The sequence below is a fragment of the Oceanicella sp. SM1341 genome, from assembly GCF_003448965.1.
Lineage (GTDB): Bacteria > Pseudomonadota > Alphaproteobacteria > Rhodobacterales > Rhodobacteraceae > Paroceanicella.
On record NZ_QRGC01000033.1, the window covers coordinates 1 to 20815 of the forward strand.

The 20815-nt window shown below is 73.3% G+C and carries 20 protein-coding genes and 1 pseudogene; 10 read left to right on the forward strand and 11 right to left on the reverse strand.

Annotated elements, in window-relative coordinates:
* The 4 genes and pseudogenes from D3P35_RS22130 to D3P35_RS22145 form a co-directional block, all read right to left on the reverse strand.
* Positions 1 to 751 (reverse strand): annotated as a pseudogene (locus tag D3P35_RS22130) (CCA tRNA nucleotidyltransferase); the annotation flags it as partial.
* Positions 748 to 1374: a CoA pyrophosphatase gene (locus D3P35_RS22135; RefSeq protein WP_118137999.1), complete on the reverse strand. Its 627-nt coding sequence runs from the start codon at positions 1372 to 1374 to the stop codon at positions 748 to 750. The gene D3P35_RS22135 and the pseudogene D3P35_RS22130, both read right to left, overlap by 4 nt.
* A 391-nt stretch (positions 1375 to 1765) precedes the next feature.
* Positions 1766 to 2530 (reverse strand): HpcH/HpaI aldolase/citrate lyase family protein, encoded by a 765-nt coding sequence (locus D3P35_RS22140; RefSeq protein WP_118138001.1) that lies wholly within the window; start codon positions 2528 to 2530, stop codon positions 1766 to 1768.
* Positions 2531 to 2756: 226 nt separating this feature from the next.
* Entirely contained in the window at positions 2757 to 3002 is a 246-nt protein-coding gene (locus tag D3P35_RS22145; protein WP_118138003.1) for an accessory factor UbiK family protein, read from the reverse strand.
* Between the two features lie 178 nt (positions 3003 to 3180).
* Here D3P35_RS22145 and lgt point away from each other — a divergent pair, with 178 nt between their 5' ends.
* Genes lgt through D3P35_RS22165 form a run of 4 tightly spaced genes read left to right on the forward strand, consistent with a single transcriptional unit; the run spans position 3181 to position 7064 of the window.
* Positions 3181 to 4086: a prolipoprotein diacylglyceryl transferase gene (gene lgt, locus D3P35_RS22150; protein WP_118138121.1), complete on the forward strand. Its 906-nt coding sequence runs from the start codon at positions 3181 to 3183 to the stop codon at positions 4084 to 4086.
* The gene (locus D3P35_RS22155) at positions 4083 to 5150 is read left to right on the forward strand and encodes a class I SAM-dependent methyltransferase (RefSeq protein ID WP_118138005.1); all 1068 of its coding nucleotides are present in this window, start codon (positions 4083 to 4085) and stop codon (positions 5148 to 5150) included. Before lgt ends, D3P35_RS22155 begins: the two co-directional genes overlap by 4 nt.
* Positions 5147 to 5893, forward strand: a complete 747-nt coding sequence (gene pgeF, locus D3P35_RS22160) for a peptidoglycan editing factor PgeF (RefSeq protein ID WP_118138007.1) — start codon at positions 5147 to 5149, stop codon at positions 5891 to 5893. Before D3P35_RS22155 ends, pgeF begins: the two co-directional genes overlap by 4 nt.
* A 22-nt stretch (positions 5894 to 5915) precedes the next feature.
* Entirely contained in the window at positions 5916 to 7064 is a 1149-nt protein-coding gene (locus D3P35_RS22165) for a Xaa-Pro peptidase family protein (protein ID WP_118138009.1), read from the forward strand.
* Between the two features lie 76 nt (positions 7065 to 7140).
* On the opposite strand, the gene D3P35_RS22170 is transcribed toward D3P35_RS22165, so the two are convergent.
* A complete protein-coding gene (locus D3P35_RS22170) occupies positions 7141 to 7641 on the reverse strand; it encodes an Lrp/AsnC family transcriptional regulator (RefSeq protein WP_118138011.1) in 501 nt (166 codons plus the stop codon).
* A gap of 104 nt (positions 7642 to 7745) precedes the next feature.
* On the opposite strand from D3P35_RS22170, the gene D3P35_RS22175 reads away from it, so the two are divergent.
* Both D3P35_RS22175 and trxB read left to right on the forward strand, forming a co-directional pair.
* Entirely contained in the window at positions 7746 to 8699 is a 954-nt protein-coding gene (locus D3P35_RS22175; RefSeq protein ID WP_157982265.1) for a mitochondrial fission ELM1 family protein, read from the forward strand.
* Positions 8700 to 8744: 45 nt separating this feature from the next.
* Positions 8745 to 9689: a thioredoxin-disulfide reductase gene (gene trxB / locus D3P35_RS22180; RefSeq protein WP_118138015.1), complete on the forward strand. Its 945-nt coding sequence runs from the start codon at positions 8745 to 8747 to the stop codon at positions 9687 to 9689.
* A gap of 308 nt (positions 9690 to 9997) precedes the next feature.
* Here the strand turns inward: trxB and maiA are convergent, their stop codons facing one another.
* Positions 9998 to 10630, reverse strand: coding sequence for a maleylacetoacetate isomerase (gene maiA, locus D3P35_RS22185; protein ID WP_118138017.1), 633 nt, complete (start codon positions 10628 to 10630; stop codon positions 9998 to 10000).
* Between the two features lie 144 nt (positions 10631 to 10774).
* Here maiA and D3P35_RS22190 point away from each other — a divergent pair, with 144 nt between their 5' ends.
* Positions 10775 to 11209, forward strand: a complete 435-nt coding sequence (locus tag D3P35_RS22190) for a VOC family protein (RefSeq protein ID WP_118138019.1) — start codon at positions 10775 to 10777, stop codon at positions 11207 to 11209.
* A 110-nt stretch (positions 11210 to 11319) separates the two neighbouring features.
* The gene (locus tag D3P35_RS22195; RefSeq protein ID WP_118138021.1) at positions 11320 to 13620 is read left to right on the forward strand and encodes a xanthine dehydrogenase family protein molybdopterin-binding subunit; all 2301 of its coding nucleotides are present in this window, start codon (positions 11320 to 11322) and stop codon (positions 13618 to 13620) included.
* A gap of 587 nt (positions 13621 to 14207) precedes the next feature.
* Here the strand turns inward: D3P35_RS22195 and D3P35_RS22200 are convergent.
* The gene (locus D3P35_RS22200) at positions 14208 to 14816 is read right to left on the reverse strand and encodes a hypothetical protein (protein WP_157982266.1); all 609 of its coding nucleotides are present in this window, start codon (positions 14814 to 14816) and stop codon (positions 14208 to 14210) included.
* Positions 14817 to 15095: 279 nt separating this feature from the next.
* Between D3P35_RS22200 and D3P35_RS22205 the strand changes: the two genes are divergently transcribed.
* Both D3P35_RS22205 and D3P35_RS22210 read left to right on the forward strand, forming a co-directional pair.
* Positions 15096 to 15905 (forward strand): hypothetical protein, encoded by an 810-nt coding sequence (locus D3P35_RS22205; protein WP_118138025.1) that lies wholly within the window; start codon positions 15096 to 15098, stop codon positions 15903 to 15905.
* Between the two features lie 61 nt (positions 15906 to 15966).
* Positions 15967 to 17412: a cobyric acid synthase gene (locus D3P35_RS22210; protein ID WP_118138027.1), complete on the forward strand. Its 1446-nt coding sequence runs from the start codon at positions 15967 to 15969 to the stop codon at positions 17410 to 17412.
* A 371-nt stretch (positions 17413 to 17783) separates the two neighbouring features.
* Here D3P35_RS22210 and D3P35_RS22215 read toward each other — a convergent pair whose 3' ends face one another.
* The 4 genes from D3P35_RS22215 to D3P35_RS22230 all read right to left on the reverse strand — a co-directional run bounded on the left by D3P35_RS22215 (position 17784) and on the right by D3P35_RS22230 (position 20815).
* On the reverse strand, positions 17784 to 18407 hold the full coding sequence (locus D3P35_RS22215) for a hypothetical protein (protein ID WP_118138029.1): 624 nt from the start codon (positions 18405 to 18407) through the stop codon (positions 17784 to 17786).
* Positions 18408 to 18524: 117 nt separating this feature from the next.
* Positions 18525 to 19442, reverse strand: a complete 918-nt coding sequence (gene cbiB / locus D3P35_RS22220; RefSeq protein ID WP_118138032.1) for an adenosylcobinamide-phosphate synthase CbiB — start codon at positions 19440 to 19442, stop codon at positions 18525 to 18527.
* A 9-nt stretch (positions 19443 to 19451) separates the two neighbouring features.
* Positions 19452 to 20423, reverse strand: a complete 972-nt coding sequence (locus D3P35_RS22225) for an aminotransferase class I/II-fold pyridoxal phosphate-dependent enzyme (protein WP_118138034.1) — start codon at positions 20421 to 20423, stop codon at positions 19452 to 19454.
* A complete protein-coding gene (locus D3P35_RS22230; RefSeq protein ID WP_118138036.1) occupies positions 20420 to 20815 on the reverse strand; it encodes a DUF1636 domain-containing protein in 396 nt (131 codons plus the stop codon). Before D3P35_RS22230 ends, D3P35_RS22225 begins: the two co-directional genes overlap by 4 nt.

A 20815-nucleotide genomic window follows, 5' to 3' on the forward strand; every position in this document is an offset into this window, starting at 1 on the left:
GGAGCCGGGCCGCCTGCGCGCCGGGCAGGGCGCGGGCCAGCACGCCGCAGCCCTCCATCGCGGCCAGGGCCGGTGCGGGGTCGGGGGCGGCGAGGAGCTTGCGCATCTCCGCCCCCACCCGCTCGCGCGAGAGGGCGGAGACGCCCGCCGCGCCGGCCGCGCAGGCGGCAAGGCCGGCGGGGTCGAGCCCGCGCGCGGGGTCGCCGTACCAGGCGTGGAAGCGGAAGAAGCGCAGGATGCGCAGGTGGTCCTCGGCGATGCGCGCCGCCGCGTCGCCCACGAAGCGCACCCGGCGGGCCTCGAGGTCGGGCAGACCGCCGAGCGGGTCGACCACCTCGCCCTCCGCGTCGGCGTAGAGCGCGTTCATGGTGAAGTCGCGGCGGCGGGCGTCCTCGGCGATCTCGGTGGTGAAGGCCACCTCGGCGTGGCGGCCATCGGTGGCGACATCGCGGCGGAAGGTGGTGACCTCGTGCGGGATGCCCTCGCTCAGCACCGTCACCGTGCCGTGGTCGATGCCGGTGGGGAGCGCGCGCAGCCCCGCCGCCTCGGCCCGGGCGATCACCTCGGAAGGCGCGAGCGGCGTGGCGATGTCGATGTCGGAGACCGGCGCGCCGAGCAGCGCGTTGCGCACGCAGCCGCCCACGAAGAGCGCGCGCCGCGGCTCGGGCGGCGCGCCGGGGGCGGGGCGGGCCAGCGCCGCCATCACCGCGCGGGTGGGGGCGGCGGCGAGCCAGCTCTCGGTGAGCCTCATGCCCGTTCCAGCGCGCCCAGCCGCAGCGACAGCCCCTTGAGGATGCGCGCCGTGGCGCCCCAGATGTAGTGCTGCTCGAAGGGCATCTCGTAGAAGTAGCGCCGGTTGCCGTTCTGCATGCGGTGGCCGCGGCGGTGGTTGGCCGGGTCCATCAGGAAGTCGAGCGGCACCTCGAACACCTCCTCCACCTCGCCTGCCTCGGGCACCGGCACGAAGCTCTCGGCCACGAAGCCCACGAAGGGCGAGATGGAGAAGCCGGTCACGGTCTCGTGCCCGTCGATCGGCCCGACGATATCCACCTCGTCGGGCGCAAGCCCGATCTCCTCATGCGCCTCGCGCAGGGCGGCGTCGAGCGGGCCGGCATCGCCGGGGTCGACCTTGCCGCCGGGAAAGGCCACCTGCCCGCCATGGTGGCGCAGGGTGGCAGCGCGGCGGGTGAGGATGACCTGCACGCCCTGCCGCCGCTCGATGAGCGGGCAGAGCACCGCGGCCGGGCGCAGCTTGTAGCCCGGGGGCAGCAGCTTGCGCACGTCCGGGTTCAGGTCGTAGTCCGAGGTGCCGCCCAGCGAGGGGGCACGCACGGCTTCGATGATCATGTCACGGGTGAAGCGAGGCGACGTCATGTCCGGAAAATGGCGCTTCGGAACCGCTTTCGCAAGCGGCTTGGAAAATGCATGGAATTCGCGGCCGGGGGCCGGAGCGGGCGTGCGGGCCCCGCCCCCGACGGGGCGGTGAGTCCGGGCGCAGCGCCCACCGGCGAGCGGCCGCAGCTTCGCAACCATGCGGCCGTGCATGGGAAGGCGGAGCGGGGGCTCGCGCGTCCCCCCCCCCTGGAAGCGCCGTGGCCGGGGCGCTCGGGCGCCATGCCGGGTGGGGCTTCCGCGACCCGGAGCCCGGTGCGGTGCCCGCGGGGTCGTGAGGTTTCGGACCGGCGGGCAGGGGGCGGCTGGCGTCACACGCGCGCGGCCCGGCAGGGGCGGGTGCCGGCCCCGAAGGCGCCGGCCCGGCCGCGTGTCAGCCCTTCACCTGGGCGGCGAGCGCGTCGATGGCCCTGGTGAACACCATCACGTCGGCGCCCACGGACATGAAGTGATAGCCCAGGGCGGCGGCGCGGGCGGCGTCCTCGGCCCCGCCGGTGAAGATGCCCATGCGGCCGTTCGCGGCCTTCACCCGCTCGGCGATCTCGGCGATGGCGGCCTGCACCTCCGGGTGGCCGGGGTTGCCGAGATGGCCCATGGAGGCGGCGAGGTCGGCGGGCCCGACGAAGATCGCATCCACGCCCTCCACGGCGAGGATCTCCTCGAGGTTGGCCATCGCCTCGCGGCTCTCGATCTGCACGACCACGGCGATGTGGTCCGCCGCTTCCTGCAGGTAGGTGGCGACCCGGCCGTAGCCCGCGTTGCGGCTCACGCCGGCCACGCCGCGCACGCCCTGCGGCGGGTAGCGGGTGGCGGCCACGGCGGCGCGCGCTTCCTCGGCGGTCTGCACGAAGGGGATGATGAAGCTCTCGGCGCCCGAGTCGAGCAGGCGCTTGATCAGCACCGTGTCGTTCCAGGCCGGGCGCACGAGGGCGGGGGTGTCGGTGGTGTCGAGGGCGCGGATCTGGTCGATGATGCCCGGCAGCTCGTTGGGCGCGTGCTCGGTGTCGATCAGCACCCAGTCGAAGGCGCTGCCGCCCATGATCTCGGTGACGGCGGTGGAGCAGAGCATCGCCCAGATCCCGTACTGCACCTCGCCCGCCTTCAGCCGGGTCTTGAATCGGTTCTCGCGCATCTTCATGGCGCCTCGCTCCCTTCGTCTCGTCTCTCGGAATGATCGGGGAGCGCTGCGCCTGGCGCGGACGTGCCCCGGGGTCGGGTGCACAAGAGGTGACAGGGTTTTACCGCGGGGTAAAGGGGCCCCGGGGCCTGCCGGAGGCCTCTCGGGGCGGCTTCGGGCCGCCGGCTGCGGGCGGCCCGTGACCAGTGTCGGGGTTGGTCTCGCGCGGGGGGGCGAGAGGCGGGCCTCAGCCCAGTTTCTGCTCCAGCGTGGCGATGCGGGCCTTGAGGGTCTCGTTCTCCTCGCGGGCCTTGATGGCCATGGCGCGCACGGCGTCGAACTCCTCGCGGGTGACGAGGTTGCGGTCGGCCATCCAGCGGTCGATGAGCGATTTCATCGCCGTCTCGGCCTCGGTGCGCGCGCCCTGCGCCACGCCCATCGCATTGGTCATGAGCTGGGACATGTCGTCGAAGATCTTGGATCGGGTCTGCATGGCGGCCTCTCCGGGGTTCGGGGTCTGTTGCAGGGCAATATGGCGCGGGCCGGGCCGAATGCCAAGGCGGCCCGCGCGGTGTTTCTGCCCCCGCGGCAGGCCCGCGCCCCGGCGCGCCGAGGCTTGACAGGGGGGGCACCCCCCGGCACGAGGGGCGCGTGAAACTCCCGAGGTGACCATGCCGCTCGTGCTGCAATTCCCGAATATCGACCCGGTGATCTTCTCCGTCGACCTGTTCGGTGCCACCCTCAGCCTGCGCTGGTACGCGATGGCCTACATCGTGGGCCTGCTGCTGGGCTGGCGCTACATCGTCTGGCTGGTGAGCCGGCCGCGGCTCTGGCCGGGGGACCGCGCGCCGATGACCCGCGAACAGCCCGAGGAGCTGCTCACCTACATGGTGCTCGGCGTGGTGCTGGGCGGGCGGCTGGGCTACGTGCTGTTCTACAACCTCGGCCAGTACCTCGAAAATCCGCTCGAGATCATCAAGGTCTGGGACGGCGGCATGTCCTTCCACGGCGGCATGCTGGGCGTGGTGGCGGGCATCCTGCTCTACGCGCGCAGCCGCGCCCTGCCGGTGCTGCAGGTGGCCGACGCGGTGGCCATGGCCACGCCCATCGGCCTGTTGCTGGGGCGGCTGGCGAACTTCATCAACGGCGAGCTCTGGGGGCGGCCCACCGACGTGCCCTGGGGCATGGTGTTTCCCGGCGCGCCCTGCCCGGAATGGTGGCCCGGCGATGTCTGCGCCCGCCACCCCTCGCAGCTCTACGAGGCGGGGCTGGAGGGGCTCCTCCTGCTGCTGCTCATGGCCGTTCTCGCCTTCCGCTTCGGCTGGCTGAAGGCGCCGGGGCGCATGGTGGGCGTGTTCCTCACCGGCTACGGGGCGGCGCGCATCCTGGTGGAGAACTTCCGCCAGGGCGACGGCCAGTTCATCACCCCGGACAACCCCTGGGGCCATATCTTCCGCTTCGGCACCGGGCCGGAGGCGATGGGGGTGACCATGGGGCAGGTGCTCTCGGTGCCGATGGTGCTGGCCGGGCTCGCCTTCCTCGCCTGGTCCTGGCGGCGGGGGCGCCGGGCGGCATGAGCCTGGGCGAGATCCTCGCCCGGCGCATCGCGCGCGAGGGGCCGATGCCCCTGTCGGACTACATGGCGCTGTGCCTCGCGCATCCCGAGTTCGGCTATTACCCCACGCGTGACCCGCTGGGGGCGGCCGGCGATTTCACCACCGCGCCGGAGATCAGCCAGATCTTCGGCGAGATGCTGGGCCTCGCCCTCGCCGAGGCCTGGATGGCGCGCGGCGCGCCGGCGCCCTTCCTGCTGGCCGAGCTCGGCCCCGGCCGCGGCACGCTGATGGCCGACGTGCTGCGCGCCACCGCCCGGGTGCCCGGCTTCCACGCCGCCGCGCGGATCTGGCTGGTGGAGACCAGCCCCGCCCTGCGCGCCGCGCAGAAGCGCCGGCTGGAGGGCTTCGAGGTGAGTTGGGCCGATACGGTGGCCGAGCTGCCCGACCTGCCGCTGTTCCTGCTCGCCAACGAGTTCTTCGACGCGCTGCCCATCCGCCAGTTCCGCTCCGCCGGGCCCGCGGGCTGGGCGGAGAGCATGGTGGGGCTGGAGGGCGGGCGGCTCACCCTCGGTCTCGCCCCCCCCGTGCCCATGCCGCGCTTCGGCGCAGCACCCGAGGGCGTTGTTGTGCGCGAGATCTGCCCGGCGGGCGAGGCGGTGGCCACCGCGCTGGGCGGCCGGCTGGCGGCGCGCGGCGGGCTCGCGCTTGCCATCGACTACGGCGGCTGGGACGGGCAGGGCGACACGTTCCAGGCCCTGCGCAACCACGCCGTGGCCGACCCGCTGGAGGCCCCGGGCGAGGCGGATCTCACCGCGCATGTGGATTTCGCGGCCCTCGCTGCCGCGGCCTCTGCCGCCGGCGCACGGGTGGCGGGCTATGCGGAGCAGGGCGCCTACCTGATGCGCCTCGGCGCCGGAGCGCGGGCCGAGGCGCTCGCCGCCCGCGCCGATGACGCCGGGCAGGAGGCGCTGCGGGGCCAGTTGACTCGGCTGGTCTCGCCGGAACAAATGGGGCGACTCTTCAAGGTTCTGGCGCTCACCGGGCCGGACGATCCGCCGCCACCCGGCTTCGAGGGGAGAGAATGACGCTGGAAATCCTGACTTCCGACCTGCTGGCCTCCGCACGCCACGGCTTCTTCACCCGGCGGGGCGGCGCCTCCTCGGGCGTGTTCGCGGGGCTCAACTGCGGCCCCGGCTCCTCCGACCAGTCGAGCATGGTGACCATCAACCGCACCCGCGCGGCCGAGGCGATGGGCCTCACCCCGGACCGGCTGTGCAGCCTCGCGCAGGTGCATTCCGACCGGGTGATCACGGTCACCGAGCCCTTCGCCACCCGCCCCGAGGCCGACGCCATGGTGACCGACCGCGAGGGCCTCGCACTCGGCGTGCTGAGTGCCGATTGCGCGCCGGTGCTCTTCTCCGCGCCCGGCGTGGTGGGGGCGGCGCACTCGGGCTGGAAGGGCGCCATCGGCGGCGTTCTGGAGGCCACGGTGGCGGCGATGGAACAGCTCGGCGCCGCGCGCCGCGAGATCCGCGCCGCCGTGGGCCCCTGCATCAGCCAGCGCGCCTACGAGGTGGGCCCGGAGTTTCTCGACACCTTCCTCGCCGAGGACCCCGCCTATGCCCGCCACTTCGCCAACGGCACCGGCGACCGCATGCTCTTCGACCTCCCCGGCTTCGTGCTCGGCCGCCTGCGCGCCATGGGACTGGAGGCGGAATGGACCGGCCATTGCACCTATTCCGACCCCGGACGCTTCTTCTCCTTCCGCCGCACCACCCATGCCGGCGAGGCCGATTACGGCCGGCTGATCTCCATCATCCGCCTCTGAAACACCCCGGGGAGGGCCCGCCATGCTGCATTTCGAACCGGCCGAATATGCCGCCCGCCAGGCCGCCCTCGACACCGCCATCGCCGCCGCGGGCTTCGACGCGCTGCTGATGTTCGCGCCCGAGAGCCAGTACTGGCTCACCGGGCATGACACCTTCGGCTACTGCTTCTTCCAGTGCCTGGTGGCGGTGCCGGGCCGCGCGCCGGTGCTGCTCACCCGCTCGGCCGACCTGCGACAGGCGCAGCTCACCTCCACCATCGCCGACATCCGCATCTGGAAGGACGCGGCCGACGCCGACCCGGGCCGCGACCTCGCCGCCCTGCTGGCCGGGCTGGGCCTGCCCGCCACCGCCCGGCTGGGGGTGGAGACCGACACCCACGGCCTCACGGCGCAGAACTGGCTGCGCCTCGCCGCCGCCCTGCCGCAGGCGCGGCTGGAGCCGGCCTCCGGCCTCGTCTCGGCGCTGCGGCTGGTCAAGAGCCCGGCCGAGATCGCCTGCGTGCGCCGCGCGGCCGAGCTGGGCGATGCCGCCTACGAGGCCGCCCTGCCGCTGATCCGCCCGGGCGCCGACGAGGCCGCCATCCTCGCCGCCCTGCAGGGCGAGATCTTCGCCCGCGGCGGCGACTACCCGGCCAACGAGGTGATCATCGGCTCCGACGCCCATGCCCTGCTGTGCCGCTACGCCTCCGGCCGCCGCACGCTCGGTGCCGACGACCAGCTCACCCTGGAATGGGCCGGGGTCTGGCGGCATTACCACGCGGCGCTGATGCGCACGGTGGTGGTGGGCCGGCCGCGCCCGCGCCATGTCGAGCTGCATGCCGCCGCCGAGGAGGCGCTGCTCGCCTGCGAGGCCGCCCTGCGGCCCGGCGCGGTGATGGGCGATGTCTTCGCCGCCCATGCCGCCACGCTCGACGCACGCGGCCTCTCCTCGCACCGGCTCAACGCCTGCGGCTACGCGCTGGGCGCGCGCTTCTCGCCGAGCTGGATGGAGCGCGAGATGTTCTACGAGGCCGCCCCGGCCGCCATCGTGCCCGGCCAGGTGTTCTTCCTGCACATGATCCTGATGGACAGCGACAGCGGCACCGCGATGACGCTGGGCCGCACCTCGCTGGTCACCGAGGCCGGGGCCGACCCGCTCTCGCGCCTGCCGCTCGCGCTGGACGTGGTGTGAGGCGGGCGGGGCGCGGCATCGCCCGGGCCCGCGTCGAAACGGCGCCTGTGCCCGGCGACCGGGGCGGGGTAGGCTTTCAGCTCTCGGAGCGGGCGCGCTCTTCCACCACCTCGAAGGGCACGCCCGGCTCGTCCTTGCCGCAGCGGATCACGAGCGAGGTCTTCACGCTGGCCACGTTGGGGGCCGAGGTGAGGTTCTCCGTGAGGAAGCGCTGGAAGCTCGAGAGGTCCGGCGCCACGCATTTGAGCATGAAGTCGATCTCGCCGTTGAGCATGTGGCACTCGCGCACCAGCGGCCAGGAGCGCACCCGGGCCTCGAAGGCCGAGAGGTCCACCTCGGCCTGGCTGATCAGGCTCACCAGGGCGAAGACCATCACCTCGAAGCCGAGCTCGCGCGAGTTCACCTCGGCATGGTATCCGGTGATGAAGCCGGTCTCCTCCAGCGCGCGCACGCGGCGCAGGCAGGGCGGTGCCGAGATGCCCACGCGCCGGGAAAGCTCGACATTCGTCATCCTGCCGTCGGCCTGCAGTTCGGCGAGGATCCGGCGGTCGATCGGGTCTAGTTTGATGCTGGGCATGTTCGGTCTAATATCGCATGTGACTGTGCCGCCGGGGGGCGGTTCGGACTCTTGTTATCCTGCCCGCGCCCCGGGGGCAATAAAGTTGCGAGATTAAGCAAGATTTGGATAGGGATTCCCTGAAGATCCGCGTGGTGACCGATGGCAGGCCCGGCAATGCCACCCAGGCACTGGGGCTGGCCGAGGCGCTGGCCCGGCGGTTCCCTGCGCAGATAGACGAGCACGCGGTGCGTCTCAAGCCCGTTTTCCGCGCCCTGCCGCAGCGGATGGCGGCGGGCTTCGGCCGCTTCGCCTTCCGTCCCGGCCCGGCCTTCGAGGGCGTGCCCGACATGGTGATCGGCGCCGGCCGGCGGGGAAACCTCGCCGCCGCGGCCCTGCGCCGCGGGGGGGCACGCGCCGTCGCCATCCTGGACCCGCAGATGGCCACCGCCGATTTCGACGCGGTGATCGTGCCCGAGCATGACCGGCTGCGCGGGCCCAACGTGCTCACCTCGCTCGGCGCGCTCAACCGGCTGGGCGGCCGCGCGCTGGTGCCGCCGCCCTGGCTGCCCGCGCTGCCGGCCCCTCGGCTGGTGCTGCTGCTCGGCGGGCCCAGCCGCTCGGCGCGCTTCGACCGTGCTTCCCTCGCCCGGCTGCTCGAGGATCTCGCGCTCTTCGAGGGCTGGTCGCTGCTCGCCACGCCGTCGCGCCGCACCCCCTCCTGGGTGGTGCCCGAGATCCGCGCCGCCCGCCCCGATGCCTGGATCTGGGACGGGGAGGGGGAAAACCCCTATCCCGGCCTGCTGGGTGCTGCGGATGCCATCATGGTCACCGAGGACAGCGTGAACATGACCTCCGAGGCCGCGGTCACCGGCCGGCCGGTGCATGTCTCCGGCCTCGGCCAGGTCGACCCGAAGTTCCGCCGCTTCCACGCCACGCTGCAGGCCCGCGGCATCACCCGGCCCGCCGCCGAGGGGCCGGGCGCGTGGTCCTACGAGCCCCTGGCAGAGACCGAGCGCATGGCCGCCATGCTCTGCGGGCGGCTCGGCTTCCCCTCGCCCGCGCCCTTGCCTATATAGACCGCTCCCCGGCCCGCCCGGCCGCGACGACAGGAGAGCGAGAGAATGTCCGAGACCCGCCACACCCGCGTGCTGATCATCGGTTCCGGCCCGGCCGGCTACACCGCCGCCGTCTATGCCTCGCGCGCCATGCTCGAGCCGATCCTCGTGCAGGGCATGCAGCCGGGCGGCCAGCTCACCATCACCACCGAGGTCGAGAACTGGCCCGGCGAGAGCGAGATCCAGGGCCCCGACCTGATGGTGAAGATGGAAGCCCACGCCAAGGCGATGGGCACCGAGATCATCATGGACCACATCGCCTCCGTCGACCTCTCGCAGCGCCCCTTCACCGCGAAGGGCGAATCGGGCACCACCTACACCGCCGACGCGCTGATCCTCGCCACCGGCGCCCAGGCGCGCTGGCTCGGCCTGCCCTCGGAGGAGAAGTTCAAGGGCTTCGGCGTGTCCGCCTGTGCGACCTGCGACGGGTTCTTCTACCGCAACCGCGAGGTGCTGGTGATCGGCGGCGGCAACACCGCGGTGGAGGAGGCGCTGTTCCTCACCAACTTCGCCTCCAAGGTCACGCTGGTGCACCGCCGCGACACCCTGCGCGCCGAGAAGATCCTGCAGGACCGGCTGGCGAAGAACCCCAAGATCGAGACCATCTGGCACCACACGCTGGAAGAGGTGATCGGCGCCGACGACCCGCTCGGCGTCACCTCCGCCGTGCTGAAGGACGTGCGCACCGGCGAGACCCGCGAGGTGAAGGCCGACGGCGTGTTCATCGCCATCGGCCATTCCCCGGCCTCCGAGCTCGTCGCCGACCAGCTCGAGACCCATGACGGCGGCTATGTCACCGTGCAGCCCGGCACCACCCGCACCTCGGTGCCCGGTGTCTTCGCTGCCGGTGACCTGACGGACCACGTCTACCGCCAGGCCGTCACCTCGGCCGGCATGGGCTGCATGGCCGCGCTCGACGCCGAGCGCTTCCTCGCCGCCGAAGAGGCCTGATACACCGCGCCGCCCTCCGGCCCCGCGCCGGAGACGCGGCACGCGGCGACACGGCGGTCGGGGGCTCGATGCCCCCGTCCGACGTTTTTCGCCGCTCGCGCCACGGCCGCCGTCCCGCGCTGCGGCCATCGGGCGATGGCCCGCCCGTCTCGCTACCCTCCCGCCACCGAACACACCCCGTTCCGCATCTTCCCGACAGGAGCGGGCGCCGGGCCCTCCATCTCCCGACGGCACCCGGCCAGCGTCGGCGAAGACGCTTTCCGCTGCCGGCGCGAAGGCTGCGTGACGTCCCGGGCCCGCCTCCGCCCTCAGGCTTCGGGGGGCGGGCCCACCCGGTCGGGATGCGCGGCGGCCACCGGCTCCAGCGCCTCCAGCCGCTCCATCACCGCGCAGATGCGCGGCATGGCCGAGAGGTCGATGCCGTAGCGCCGGGCGTTGAACACCTGCGGCACCAGGCAGATGTCGGCGATGCTCAGGTGATCGCCGTGGCAGAACTGCCCTTCGCCGGCGATCAGCCTCTCCACGTCCGCAAGCCCTGCCGGCAGGAAGGCCTCCATCCAGTCCTGAACGCTCATCGCCCCGCCCGAGCGCTCGGCCACCAGCCGCGAGACGCGCAGGTTGCACACCGGGTGGATCTCCATCGCGATGGCATAGGCGGTGGCCCTGGCCCGGGCCCGCGCCGCCGGCTCCTGCGGAAGGAAGCCCGCGCCCCGGGTCTCGTCGAGATACTCGATGATCGCGAGCGACTGGGTGAAGGTCTGCCCGTCGATCTCCAGCGCCGGCACCAGCCCCTGCGGGTTTCGCGCCAGGTGCTCGGACGTGCGGTGCGCGCCGGTGAGCAGGTTCACCGGCACGCTCTCGTAGGCGATCCCGGCGAGGTTCAGCGCGATGCGCACGCGGTAGGCGGCGGACGAGCGCCAGTAGTCGTAGAGAACGGTCATGAACTTGCCCCTCGCTTCGTTTCGTTTGCAACGATAGGCGGCCCGGCACCCGATGTGAAGCCGCCGGGACAACCTGCCGTGGCGAACCCCCGCCGGCTTGCGCTAGGCTGCCGGCGACGGTGCCCGGAACAGGAGGACAGGCCCATGAGCACACCCCACGAAGCGACCGGCCGCGAGGCGCTGGTCGACGGGCTGCTGGAGACCTGCCTCTATGCCTCCGACCTCGTCGCGGCAGAGGCCTTCTACGGCGGCCTGCTCGGCCTGTCGGTGGTGATGCGCGAGGCGGGGCGGCACGTGTTCTTCCGCGCCGGCCCCTCGATGTTCTTCGTCTTCGACCCCGCCGCCACCTGCGAGAGCGCCCCCGACGCCGCCCTCCCCGTACCGCCGCACGGCGCCACCGGGCCGGGGCATGTCTGCTTTCGCAGCACCGGGCTCGACCGGCTGCGCGCCCGGCTGGAGGCGGCCGGCCACCCGGCCGAGGCGGATTTCCGCTGGCCCAACGGCGCGCGCTCGCTCTACGTGCGCGACCCGGCGGGAAACTCGGTGGAATTCGCCGAACCCGCGCTCTGGGGCTACTGACGCCGCGGCGAATCCCGCGCCGGTTCCGGGGCTTGGCGGCATTTGGGGGATGGACGCAGGCGCACCATTCGTTACCTTCACAGGCGAATCTGCGAAAGGAAGCGCCCGCCATGACCAAGTTCGGTGTCAGCCAGCCCGTCACCCGTGTCGAGGATACCCGGTTTCTCATCGGCAAGGGGCGGTACGTGGACGATCTCGCCCCCGCGACCGCCGCACATCTGTGGGTGTTCCGCTCGCCGGTGGGCCACGCCACGATCACCTCGCTCGATGTCTCCGAGGCCGCCGCGGCCGAGGGCGTGCTCGCGGTGCTGACCGCGGCCGATCTCGAGGGCAAGTGCGACAACGCGATGGATTTCTCCACGGTGAAGAACCGCGACGGCTCCTCCGGTGCCGCCCCGGTCTACCCGCTGCTCGCCACCGACCGGGTGCGCTTCGTGGGCCAGCCGGTGGCGGTGGTGATCGCCGAGACCATCGAGGCGGCGCGCGACGCGGGCGAACTGATCGCCTTCGAGTACGAGGAGCTTCCCGCCCATGTCGACACCGCGCCCGGCGGCGAGCCGCTGCATGCCGAGGCGCCGGACAATGTCGCCTTCGACTGGGCGCATGGCGACGAGGCCGAGATCGACGGCATCTTCGCCGCCGCCGCACACACCACCAAGCTGGAGCTGATCGACAACCGCGTCATCGCCAACCCGGTCGAGACCCGCGGCGCCTATGCCGAATGGGACGGCAAGCGCCTGCATCTCGCGCTCAACGGCCAGGGCGTGTGGGACACGAAATCCGAGCTCGCCTCCAAGCTGCACATGGCGCCGGAGGACATCCGCGTCACCAACCCCGACGTGGGCGGCGGCTTCGGCATGAAGAGCTACAACTACCCCGAGCACTTCCTGCTCGCCACCGCGGCGCGGATGCTGAACCGCCCGGTGCGCTGGCTCGCCGAGCGCGGCGAGGGCATGATGAGCGACGTGGGCGGGCGCGACCATGTCACCACCGCCGAGGCCGCCTTCGACGCCGAGTACAAGCTCATCGCCCTGCGCATCAACTGCGTGGCCAACATGGGCGCCTATTGCTCGGCCTTCGCGCAGTACATCCCCTCCGAGCTGGCGCTGAAGGTGATGCCGGGCGTCTACGACGTGCAGAAGGCGTTCTTCGGCGTGAAGGGCGTGTTCACCAACACCACGCCCATCGACGCCTACCGCGGCGCTGGCCGGCCCGAGGCGATCTACGTGATCGAGCGGCTGATGGACTGGTCGGCCCGCGAGCTCGGCCAGGACCCGGTGGCCTTCCGCCGCCGCAGCTTCATCCCCAAGGAGGCCTTCCCCTACCGCTCGGTGGCCGGTGAGCTCTACGACGTGGGCGATTTCAACCGCGTGCTCGACCGCGCGGTGGCCGAGGCCGACATCGCCGGCTTCCCCGCCCGGCGCGAGGCCTCGGCGGCGGCCGGCAAGCTGCGCGGCCTGGGGCTGTGCTACTACATCGAATCGATCCTCGGGGCGCAGAACGAATCCACCAAGATCGCCTTTGCCGAGGATGGCATGGTCGACCTCTACGTCGGCACCCAGTCGAACGGGCAGGGGCACGAGACGGTGTTCGCGCAGATCCTGCACAGCCGCTCGGGCATTCCGTTCGAGAAGATCCGCTTCGTGCAGGGCGACAGCGACCTGATCGCCCATGGCGGCGGCACCGGCGGCTCGCGCTCGGTGACCATGCAGGGCAACTCGATCAACGCCACCACGGACGTGATGGTGAACCGCTTCATGCCGCTCGCCGAGGAGGAGCTCGAGGTGTCCTCCGCCGACATCCACTTCGAGGACGGGCTGTTCCGCGTGCGCGGCACCGACCGCACCACCGACCTGATGAGCCTCTCGGCCCGGGCCCGGCGCGCCGGCAAGCTCGACCTGCTGGTGACCGACCACGAGAACACCGTGCCCGGCCGCTCCTACCCCAACGGCGCGCATTTCGTCGAGGTGGAGGTCGACCCCGAGACTGGCGTGACGAAAGTGGTGAAATACACCGTGGTCGACGATTTCGGCGTGCTGATGAACCCGATGCTGGTGCAGGGCCAGATCCATGGCGGCGTGGCGCAGGGCATCGGCCAGGCGCTCACCGAGCAGGTGGTCTACGATGCCGACGGCCAGCTGCTCTCCGCGAGCTTCATGGACTACGCGATGCCCCGGGCCGACGACATCCCGATGATCCCGTTCCATGCCGAGCTGGTGCCCTCCACGGCCAACGACATCGGCATGAAGGGCTGCGGCGAGGCCGGCACGGTGGGCGCGCTCGCCGCCGTGACCAACGCGGCGCTCGATGCCGTCTGGGCGGCCGGCGTGCGTCGGGTGGACATGCCGATGACCCCGGTGCGGATGTGGAACTGGATCCACGCCGCGAGCCCGGCCATCGCCGCCGAGTAGCGCGTCGAGCCGTCCCGAAGGGCGGCGGGCCCCCGTGAAAGGCCGGCGCCGGTTGAACCTACGGGCGAGGAACGCCCGCCTCGCCGAAGGGGCCTCGCGGCCCCTGCAGCTCGGCGGGCGTGGCGAAGGCCTCTCCGGGCCTCCGCCGCTGCGGGACCCGGGCGATCTGCCTGCGGGGCCTGCGTGGGGTGGGCCGGGGCAGAGCCAGGCGCTTCTGCCCGGGCGAGTTGCCCGTGTTCCGCCCGCCACCGCGGGAGGCGCAATCACGGTGTCGGGGGCCGCTCGGCCTCCGTGTGGTGGGTCGTGACAAACTGCGCCGCACAAGCCTGTGTGCGCGCGCATCCGCGGTCAGGCGCGGCCCCTCTCGCGCGGTTCAGGCGGTGCGGTCACATTTGCGAGGCCGGGGGGCGGGGGTTTGCAGGGGGGCTGCCTGCAGCCAGGCCCGTTCTCCGTTCTCCGTTCTCCGTTCTCCGTTCTCCGTTCTCCGTTCTCCGTTCTCCGTTCTCCGTTCTCCGTTCTCCGTTCTCCGTTCTCCGTTCTCCGTTCTCCGCAGGAGGGGGCTCCGGGGGGATTGGCGCGCGCCGTGCTCAGCAGCTCACGTCGCGCAGCAGTTCGAACTGGTCCGGCGGGCGGCAGCGCTGCAACAGAAGCGCGGGCAGAGTGCCGCTGCGCAGGCGATATATGTCTCCCTCGCGTACCGCGACCACCTGCGCAGCTTCGCGTCGCACGGGCAGACACTCCCATTGCCAGGACGGAAGATCGGGGCTGGCGCGGGCGCCGTAGCGGCGGCAGAGCTTCGCTTCGGCGCCATGGAAGGCGGGCGAGGCCTTCGACAGAAGCTCGGTCATCGAGGTGTCCGGCACCGGCTTGTCCGGCGGTGGGGCGCCCGGTTTGCGGCGCAGCGGGTCCTCCACGCGCCAGACGCCGGGTACCGGAGCGCCGGCGTGCGGCGCCCAGAGCTGCGCCGTGCCGTCGGGGGCGAAGTACTCCACCTCGAAACCGGTGGCCGGCGAGAAGGTGAGATAGGTCCGGTTCGGCAGCGGATAGGTTTCCACCACGGGGCGGAGCAGCATGTCGCTCGGGTAGGGGCCGGTGCAGGCGGCGAGGAGCATGGCCGGCAGCAAGAGCCCTTGCCGGCCGGCCCGGCGCAGCCGGCGGCGAAGCGGGCCGGCGAGGCGGCTCAAGACGCTCGGCACGGGCGCCGGCCTCCCCGCCCGCGTGCGACAGCGCTTGCATTCCGCATCGGCAACTCCATGTCCCTTCAGCACGCCCTTGCGATGCCGCTTCCGGACAGGATGACCCGGAGAGGATCTCGGCCCCGCGCGGCATCGCGGGGCGCCAGGCGCGGCACTCGTCCCGCGATGAGACAGGCTGGCACGGGCGGGCTGAATAAATCGTGAATGCAGCCACGCCTCGGGCGCCCTAGGCTCGGGGGCCTGCCGCGCAGGTGACGCCCGGCAGCAGAGGAGGACCACATGCGACGCAGCAACAGGCACATCCGGCGGGCCGGGGCTCTCGCGGCCGCGCTTGGCGCGGGCTGGCTGTCGGCGACAGCGGGTCAGGCTGCGGGCCAGACGGGCGGCGAGCAGGCGGCAGCCTGGGAAACGCTGGCCTGGAACGCGGACGTGCCGGCGCTGCGTGCCGCGCTGGGCGGCGCGGCGCGCGCGGTGGAGCCGCCGCGCGAATATGGTGCCGGGCTCGCGGCGCCGCTGCGGCTGGAGGCGGCCGCCGTGGGTGGCCAGGCCTTCCGCGCCTGGCTGCAACTCGACGAGGACGGCCTGCGCCAGATCCTGTTCGACCCGCCGGGGCCGGAGGTGAGCTTCGATGACGTGGTCGCCGGGCTGGTGGCGGAATGGGGCCCGGCAGCGCGCTACTGCACCCGCCGGGCGGCGGGCGCCGTGGAAGCGGTGGAGGCGGTGTGGCGCCGGCCGGAGGGCACGCTGCACGCCGTGCTGCTCGACCCCGTGGCCGAGATGGCGCAGCGCCAGCAGGACGAGGGGCGCTTCTCCGCCCCGAGGCCCGAACGCTCGCCCGCCGTGCCGCTGCCGCGCGAGGAGCGCGACGCCTTTCCCCCCACCCGCGGCAGCGAGCGCCAGCGCATCCCGCCGCGTACCGACACCATTCCGCCGCCGCGTTTCTCTACCCCGCCGCCGGACACGCCGGGGCGCGAGCCGGACCTGCGCTCGCCGCGCATCGGGCCGAGCTACGGGCCGAACAGCAAGCTGCTGCTGCGCTGGCATGACCCGCAGGCCACGCATCTCGCCTCCGTCACCTGCGACCGCTGAGCCGGCTGGCATCTGCCCCGCCGCGCGGCTAGGCTCGCGCCGGCAGCAGGAGGGGGGCAGCATGGCGAAGGCGCTGATGATCCAGGGCGCGGGCTCGAACGTGGGCAAGTCGATGCTGGTGGCGGGGCTGTGCCGGGCCGCCGTGCACCGCGGCCTCACCGTGCGCCCCTTCAAGCCGCAGAACATGTCGAACAATGCCGCCGTCACCGCCGATGGCGGCGAGATCGGCCGGGCCCAGGCGTTGCAGGCGCGGGCCTGCGGCCTCGCCTCCCACACCGACATGAACCCGGTGCTGCTGAAGCCCGAGACAGACACCGGCGCCCAGGTGGTGGTGCAGGGCCGGCGCATCGCCACCCTGCGCGCGCGCGACTACGCGGCGATGAAGCCCCGGCTGCTGGCGGCGGTGCTGGAGAGTTTCGAGCGGCTGAAGGCGCAGGCGGATCTCGTCATCGTCGAGGGCGCGGGCAGCCCGGCGGAGATCAACCTGCGCGCCGGCGACATCGCCAACATGGGCTTCGCCGAGGCGAGCGGCACGCCGGTGGTGCTGGTGGGGGACATCGACCGCGGCGGGGTGATCGCCCAGCTCGTCGGCACCCGCGCGGTGCTGGCGGAGGCGGATGCCGCCCGCATCGCCGGCATCATGGTGAACAAGTTCCGCGGCGACCCGGGCCTGTTCGAGGCCGGCATGGCGGAGATCGTGGCGCGCACCGGCTGGCCCTCCTTCGGGCTGGTGCCGTGGTTTTCCGGCGCCCACCGGCTGCCGGCGGAGGACGCGGTGGACATCGGCTCCAGCCGCGGCGGGCCGCTGAAGATCGCCGTGCCCATGCTGTCACGCATCGCGAATTTCGACGATCTCGACCCGCTGAAGCTCGAACCCTCGGTGAGCGTGGAGATGGTGCCGCCGGGCCGGGCCATTCCCGGCGACGCGGCGGTGGTGATCCTCGCCGGCACCAAGAGCACGGCGGGCGACCTCGCCTTCCTGCGCGCCCAGGGCTGGGACATCGACATCGCCGCCCACCTGCGCCGCGGCGGCCGGGTGCTGGGCATCTGCGGCGGATACCAGATGCTGGGCCGGGTGATCCGCGACCCCGGGGGCATCGAGGGCCCGCCGGGCGCGGTGCCGGGCCTCGGCCTGCTCGACCTCGAGACGGTGATGCACCCGAAGAAGCGCCTCGCCGAGGTGAGCGGCCGCCACCCCGAGAGCGGCACGGAGGTGCGGGGCTACGAGATCCACATCGGCGCCACCGAGGGCCCGGACCGCGCCCGCCCCTGGCTGGAGATCGACGGCCGGCCGGAGGGCGCCGTCTCGGCCGACGGACGCGTGGCGGGCGCCTACCTGCACGGCATCTTCACCTCCGACGCCTTCCGCGCTGCCTGGATCGCCGGGCTCGGCGGCACGCCCGGCGGGATCGGCTACGGCGCCGAGGTCGACGCGACGCTGGACGCGCTGGCGGCGCATCTCGAGGCGCATTGCGACATCGACGGCCTGCTGGCGCTGGCGCGCTGAGCGGGCGTCGCCGCGTCAATCGGGACGCCTGTTCCGAAATCCGGAACCCTGGGCTGGCGCTTGCGGCCGCATGTGCCTGCGGGCATGGGGCCGGGTGCACTGCGCAGGGCGCTTTCCGGTGCCTGGCCTGCCGCGCCTGAGGTGCCGGGCCGCCCGCGCCGGGGTGACGGGGCAGGATGGAGGCAGCGCCTCCTTTGCGCCCGGGGATCGGACCACTGCGGTCAACCCGGGCGCGCACAGCCGCGATGCGTCGCTCGCCGCGTCGGCCCTGCTGCGTGCAGCTGCGCCGGGCTCACTCCCGCCGCGTCCGGATTCGCCCCGCCCGGCCGTTTCGCTTCCAGCCCTGCCGCGCTCAGCCGTGCCGCAGGCACTCAGGCGGCGGTGGAGCCGAAGTAGCCGGGGGCGGCCATGAACTTGGCGAGGCGGGCGGCCTCGGCCCAGTCGCGCTCCTCGGCGCGGGTGCCGATCATCACCACCGCATCTCCCGGCAGGTTCAGCGGGTCGAGCAGGGCGCGGATGGCGGCGCGGCCGGCCGCGGGGTGGGCGGGGTTTTCCGGCTCGGGGCCGGTGCCGGCGAAACGCAGCTTCAGCTCGTCCTCCAGCAGGCCGGAGAGGCGGGCGGGGTCGGTGTCGCGGTCGGTCATCAGCAGGCGCTCGCAGCGCTCCAGCGCGCCGAGCTTGGCGGTGACCGGCAGCGGCAGGCTGACGGTGCGCTGCAGCCGCAGCCCGATCGCCTCGCAGGTGAAGAGGAAGCCCACAATGTCGCGCCCGGTGCCGAGCAGGATCGAGGCATAGGCCGGGTAGTCGAGCCCCAGCTCGCGCGCGCGCTTCACCCGGCGGCGGACCACCTCGAGCGGGATGGTGCCGACGAGCGACTTGCGCGCAGCACCCCAGCAATGCCGGCGCCAGCTCGTGCCGGGGTCGAGCGGCGGGCCCTGGTTGTGGCCGATGGCGGGCGGGGTTTCGCCTGCAAGCCTGCTGTAGGGCGATCTCATGCGCATGTCTCCCCGGGGGCTGCGGTATCAGCGGATGCTGGCCGAGGCGGCCGGGCTTGTCCAGCCCGGGCAGGCGGGCGGGTGCCGTCAGGCGCAAGCGCTCCGGGGCGTTCCGGCTCAGGAGAGGAGGGCGAGCAGGGCAAGCGCCCCCGCCATGCCCCACCAGGCCCGCCAGGTGAGGGCGAGGCCGCGGGAGATGTCCTCCGGGCCCGGGTTGCGGCTGCCGCCGGGGTTCATCCAGGGCGCCTCGACGCGCGTGCCGCCGTAGCTGCGCGGGCCGGCGAGCGAGACGCCGAGCGCGCCGGCCATTGCCGCCTCGGGCCAGCCGGCGTTGGGCGAGGCGTGCAGTCGGGCCTCGGTGCGCATGCCTTCCCAGGCGGCGCGGCTGCGGCCGGCGAGGGCGAGCATCGCGCCGGTGAGCCGGGCGGGCACCCAGTTCATCGCGTCGTCGAGCTTCGCCGCCGCGCGGCCGAAGTCGCGGTAGCGCGGGCTCATGTGGCCGATCATCGAATCGGCGGTGTTCACCAGCTTGTAGAGCGCGAGCCCGGGCAGGCCGAGGAGCAGGAACCAGAAGGCCGGGGCCACCACCCCGTCGGAGAAATTCTCCGCCGTGCTCTCGATCGCGGCGCGGGAGATGCCGGCGCGGTCGAGGGCGGCGACATCGCGGCCGACGATGCGCGCCACCGCCTCGCGCCCCGCGCCGAGGCTGCGGGTGAGGGCGCTCGCCACGGCCGAGACATGGTCGGCCAGGCTGCGCTGGGCGAGGAGCGTGGCGGCGGCTGCGGCCTCCAGCAGCCCGGCGTCGGGCAGGGCGGAGATCGCAGCGCCCACCGCCGCGGCCCCGGCGCCGAGGGCGAAGAGCACCAGCGCGCCGCGCGCCTGGCGGTGGCGGCCGCGGTTCATCGCCGCCTCGGCCCGGCCGAGCGCCCGGCCCATCACCACCACCGGGTGGGGCAGGCGCGACCAGAGCCAGTCCGGCTCGCCGAACAGGGCGTCGAGCGCGAGGGCGAGCAGCAGCATCTCGGCGTGGGACATGGGGCAGCCTCAGTCCAGCGCGGCTTCGAGCCGGGCCCAGCCCGCCTCGGAGCCCGGCAGGCCGAAGCGCAGCAGCCGCTCCGACCAGGGGAAACGGCGCACCAGCACATGCGCGCGGCCCAGCCGCTCGGCCTGAAGGGCGGCGCCGCCGGGGCAGGCGGCGAGGCGGAAGAGCGGCGTGCCGCCCTCGATCGTGAAGCCGCGCTCGGTGAGCAGCGCGTCGAGCCGGGCGGCATCGGCCGCGAGGCGGGCGCGCGTGGCCTCCGCCCAGGGCCGGTCGGCGAGGGCCGCGGCGCCGATGGCAAGGGCGGGGCCGGAGACGGCCCAGGGCCCGATGGCGGCGGCGAGCGGGGCGATCACCTCCGCCGGGCCGATGGCGAAGCCGAGGCGCAGCCCGGCGAGCCCCCAGAACTTGCCGAAGCTCTTGAGCGTGATCTGCCGGCCATGCGGCAGGGCGAGGCCGGGCTCGGCATCGGCGAAGCTCTCGTCGACGATGAGCGGGCCGGGGCCGGCGTCATCGAGGCGCCAGCGGCGGCCGTCGGGGTTGTTGGGGTGCACGAGCACGGTGACGTCGTCAGGGCCGGGTGGGGGCGGCAGCGGCCCGTCCTCCACCTGCCAGCCGGCGGCGCGGAAGGCGGCGGCGTGCTCGTTGTAGGTGGGGCCGGGGATATGCGCCCGGCCAGGGGCCGTGAGGCGCGGCAGGGCGGCGATCAGGGCCGAGGCCCCGGGGGCGGCGAGCACGGTGTGGCCGTCCGGCACCTGCCAGAGCGCGCGCGCCGCCCGCTCCAGCGCCGCGAAGGCGCCGCGGTCGGGCAGGCGGGTCCAGGCCTCGGGCGGCAGGGCGGGGAGCGGCCAGGGGCGGGGGTTGATGCCGGTGGAGAGGTCGAGCCAGTCCTGCGGCCGCCCGCCCCAGCGCGCCGCGGCGGCGTCGAGCCCGCCGCCATGGTCGCGCAGGGCCGAGGAGGAGGGGTGGTCGCTCATGTCGCGGGCAAGGGCGGGATGCGGGCGACGAAATGTCCCTTCACCCCCTGGGGCCAGCTGCGGAACGGCACCTGCCCGCTGTCGGAGACCGCGTGCTGGCGGGCGAAATCGAGGATCGCCGCCGCGGCCTCCGCCTCCGGCGCGAAGCGGCCGAGCACGTAGGTGAGCTTGCCCGGCGCCGAGAGCGCCACGTTGCAATGCCGCTCGCAGCCCATCAGGCAGGAGTGCCGCCGCACCGAGACCGCCCCACCTTCAACCGAGCCTTCTGCCCCTTCGCGAGCGCCCTCTTCCACCAGGGCGGCGAGCAGGGCGCCGCCGGTCTCGCCGCCGGGCGAGAGCTTCTCCGCCTCGGAAAAGCGGCAGGTGTCGCAAATGGTGATCACGGTCTGCAT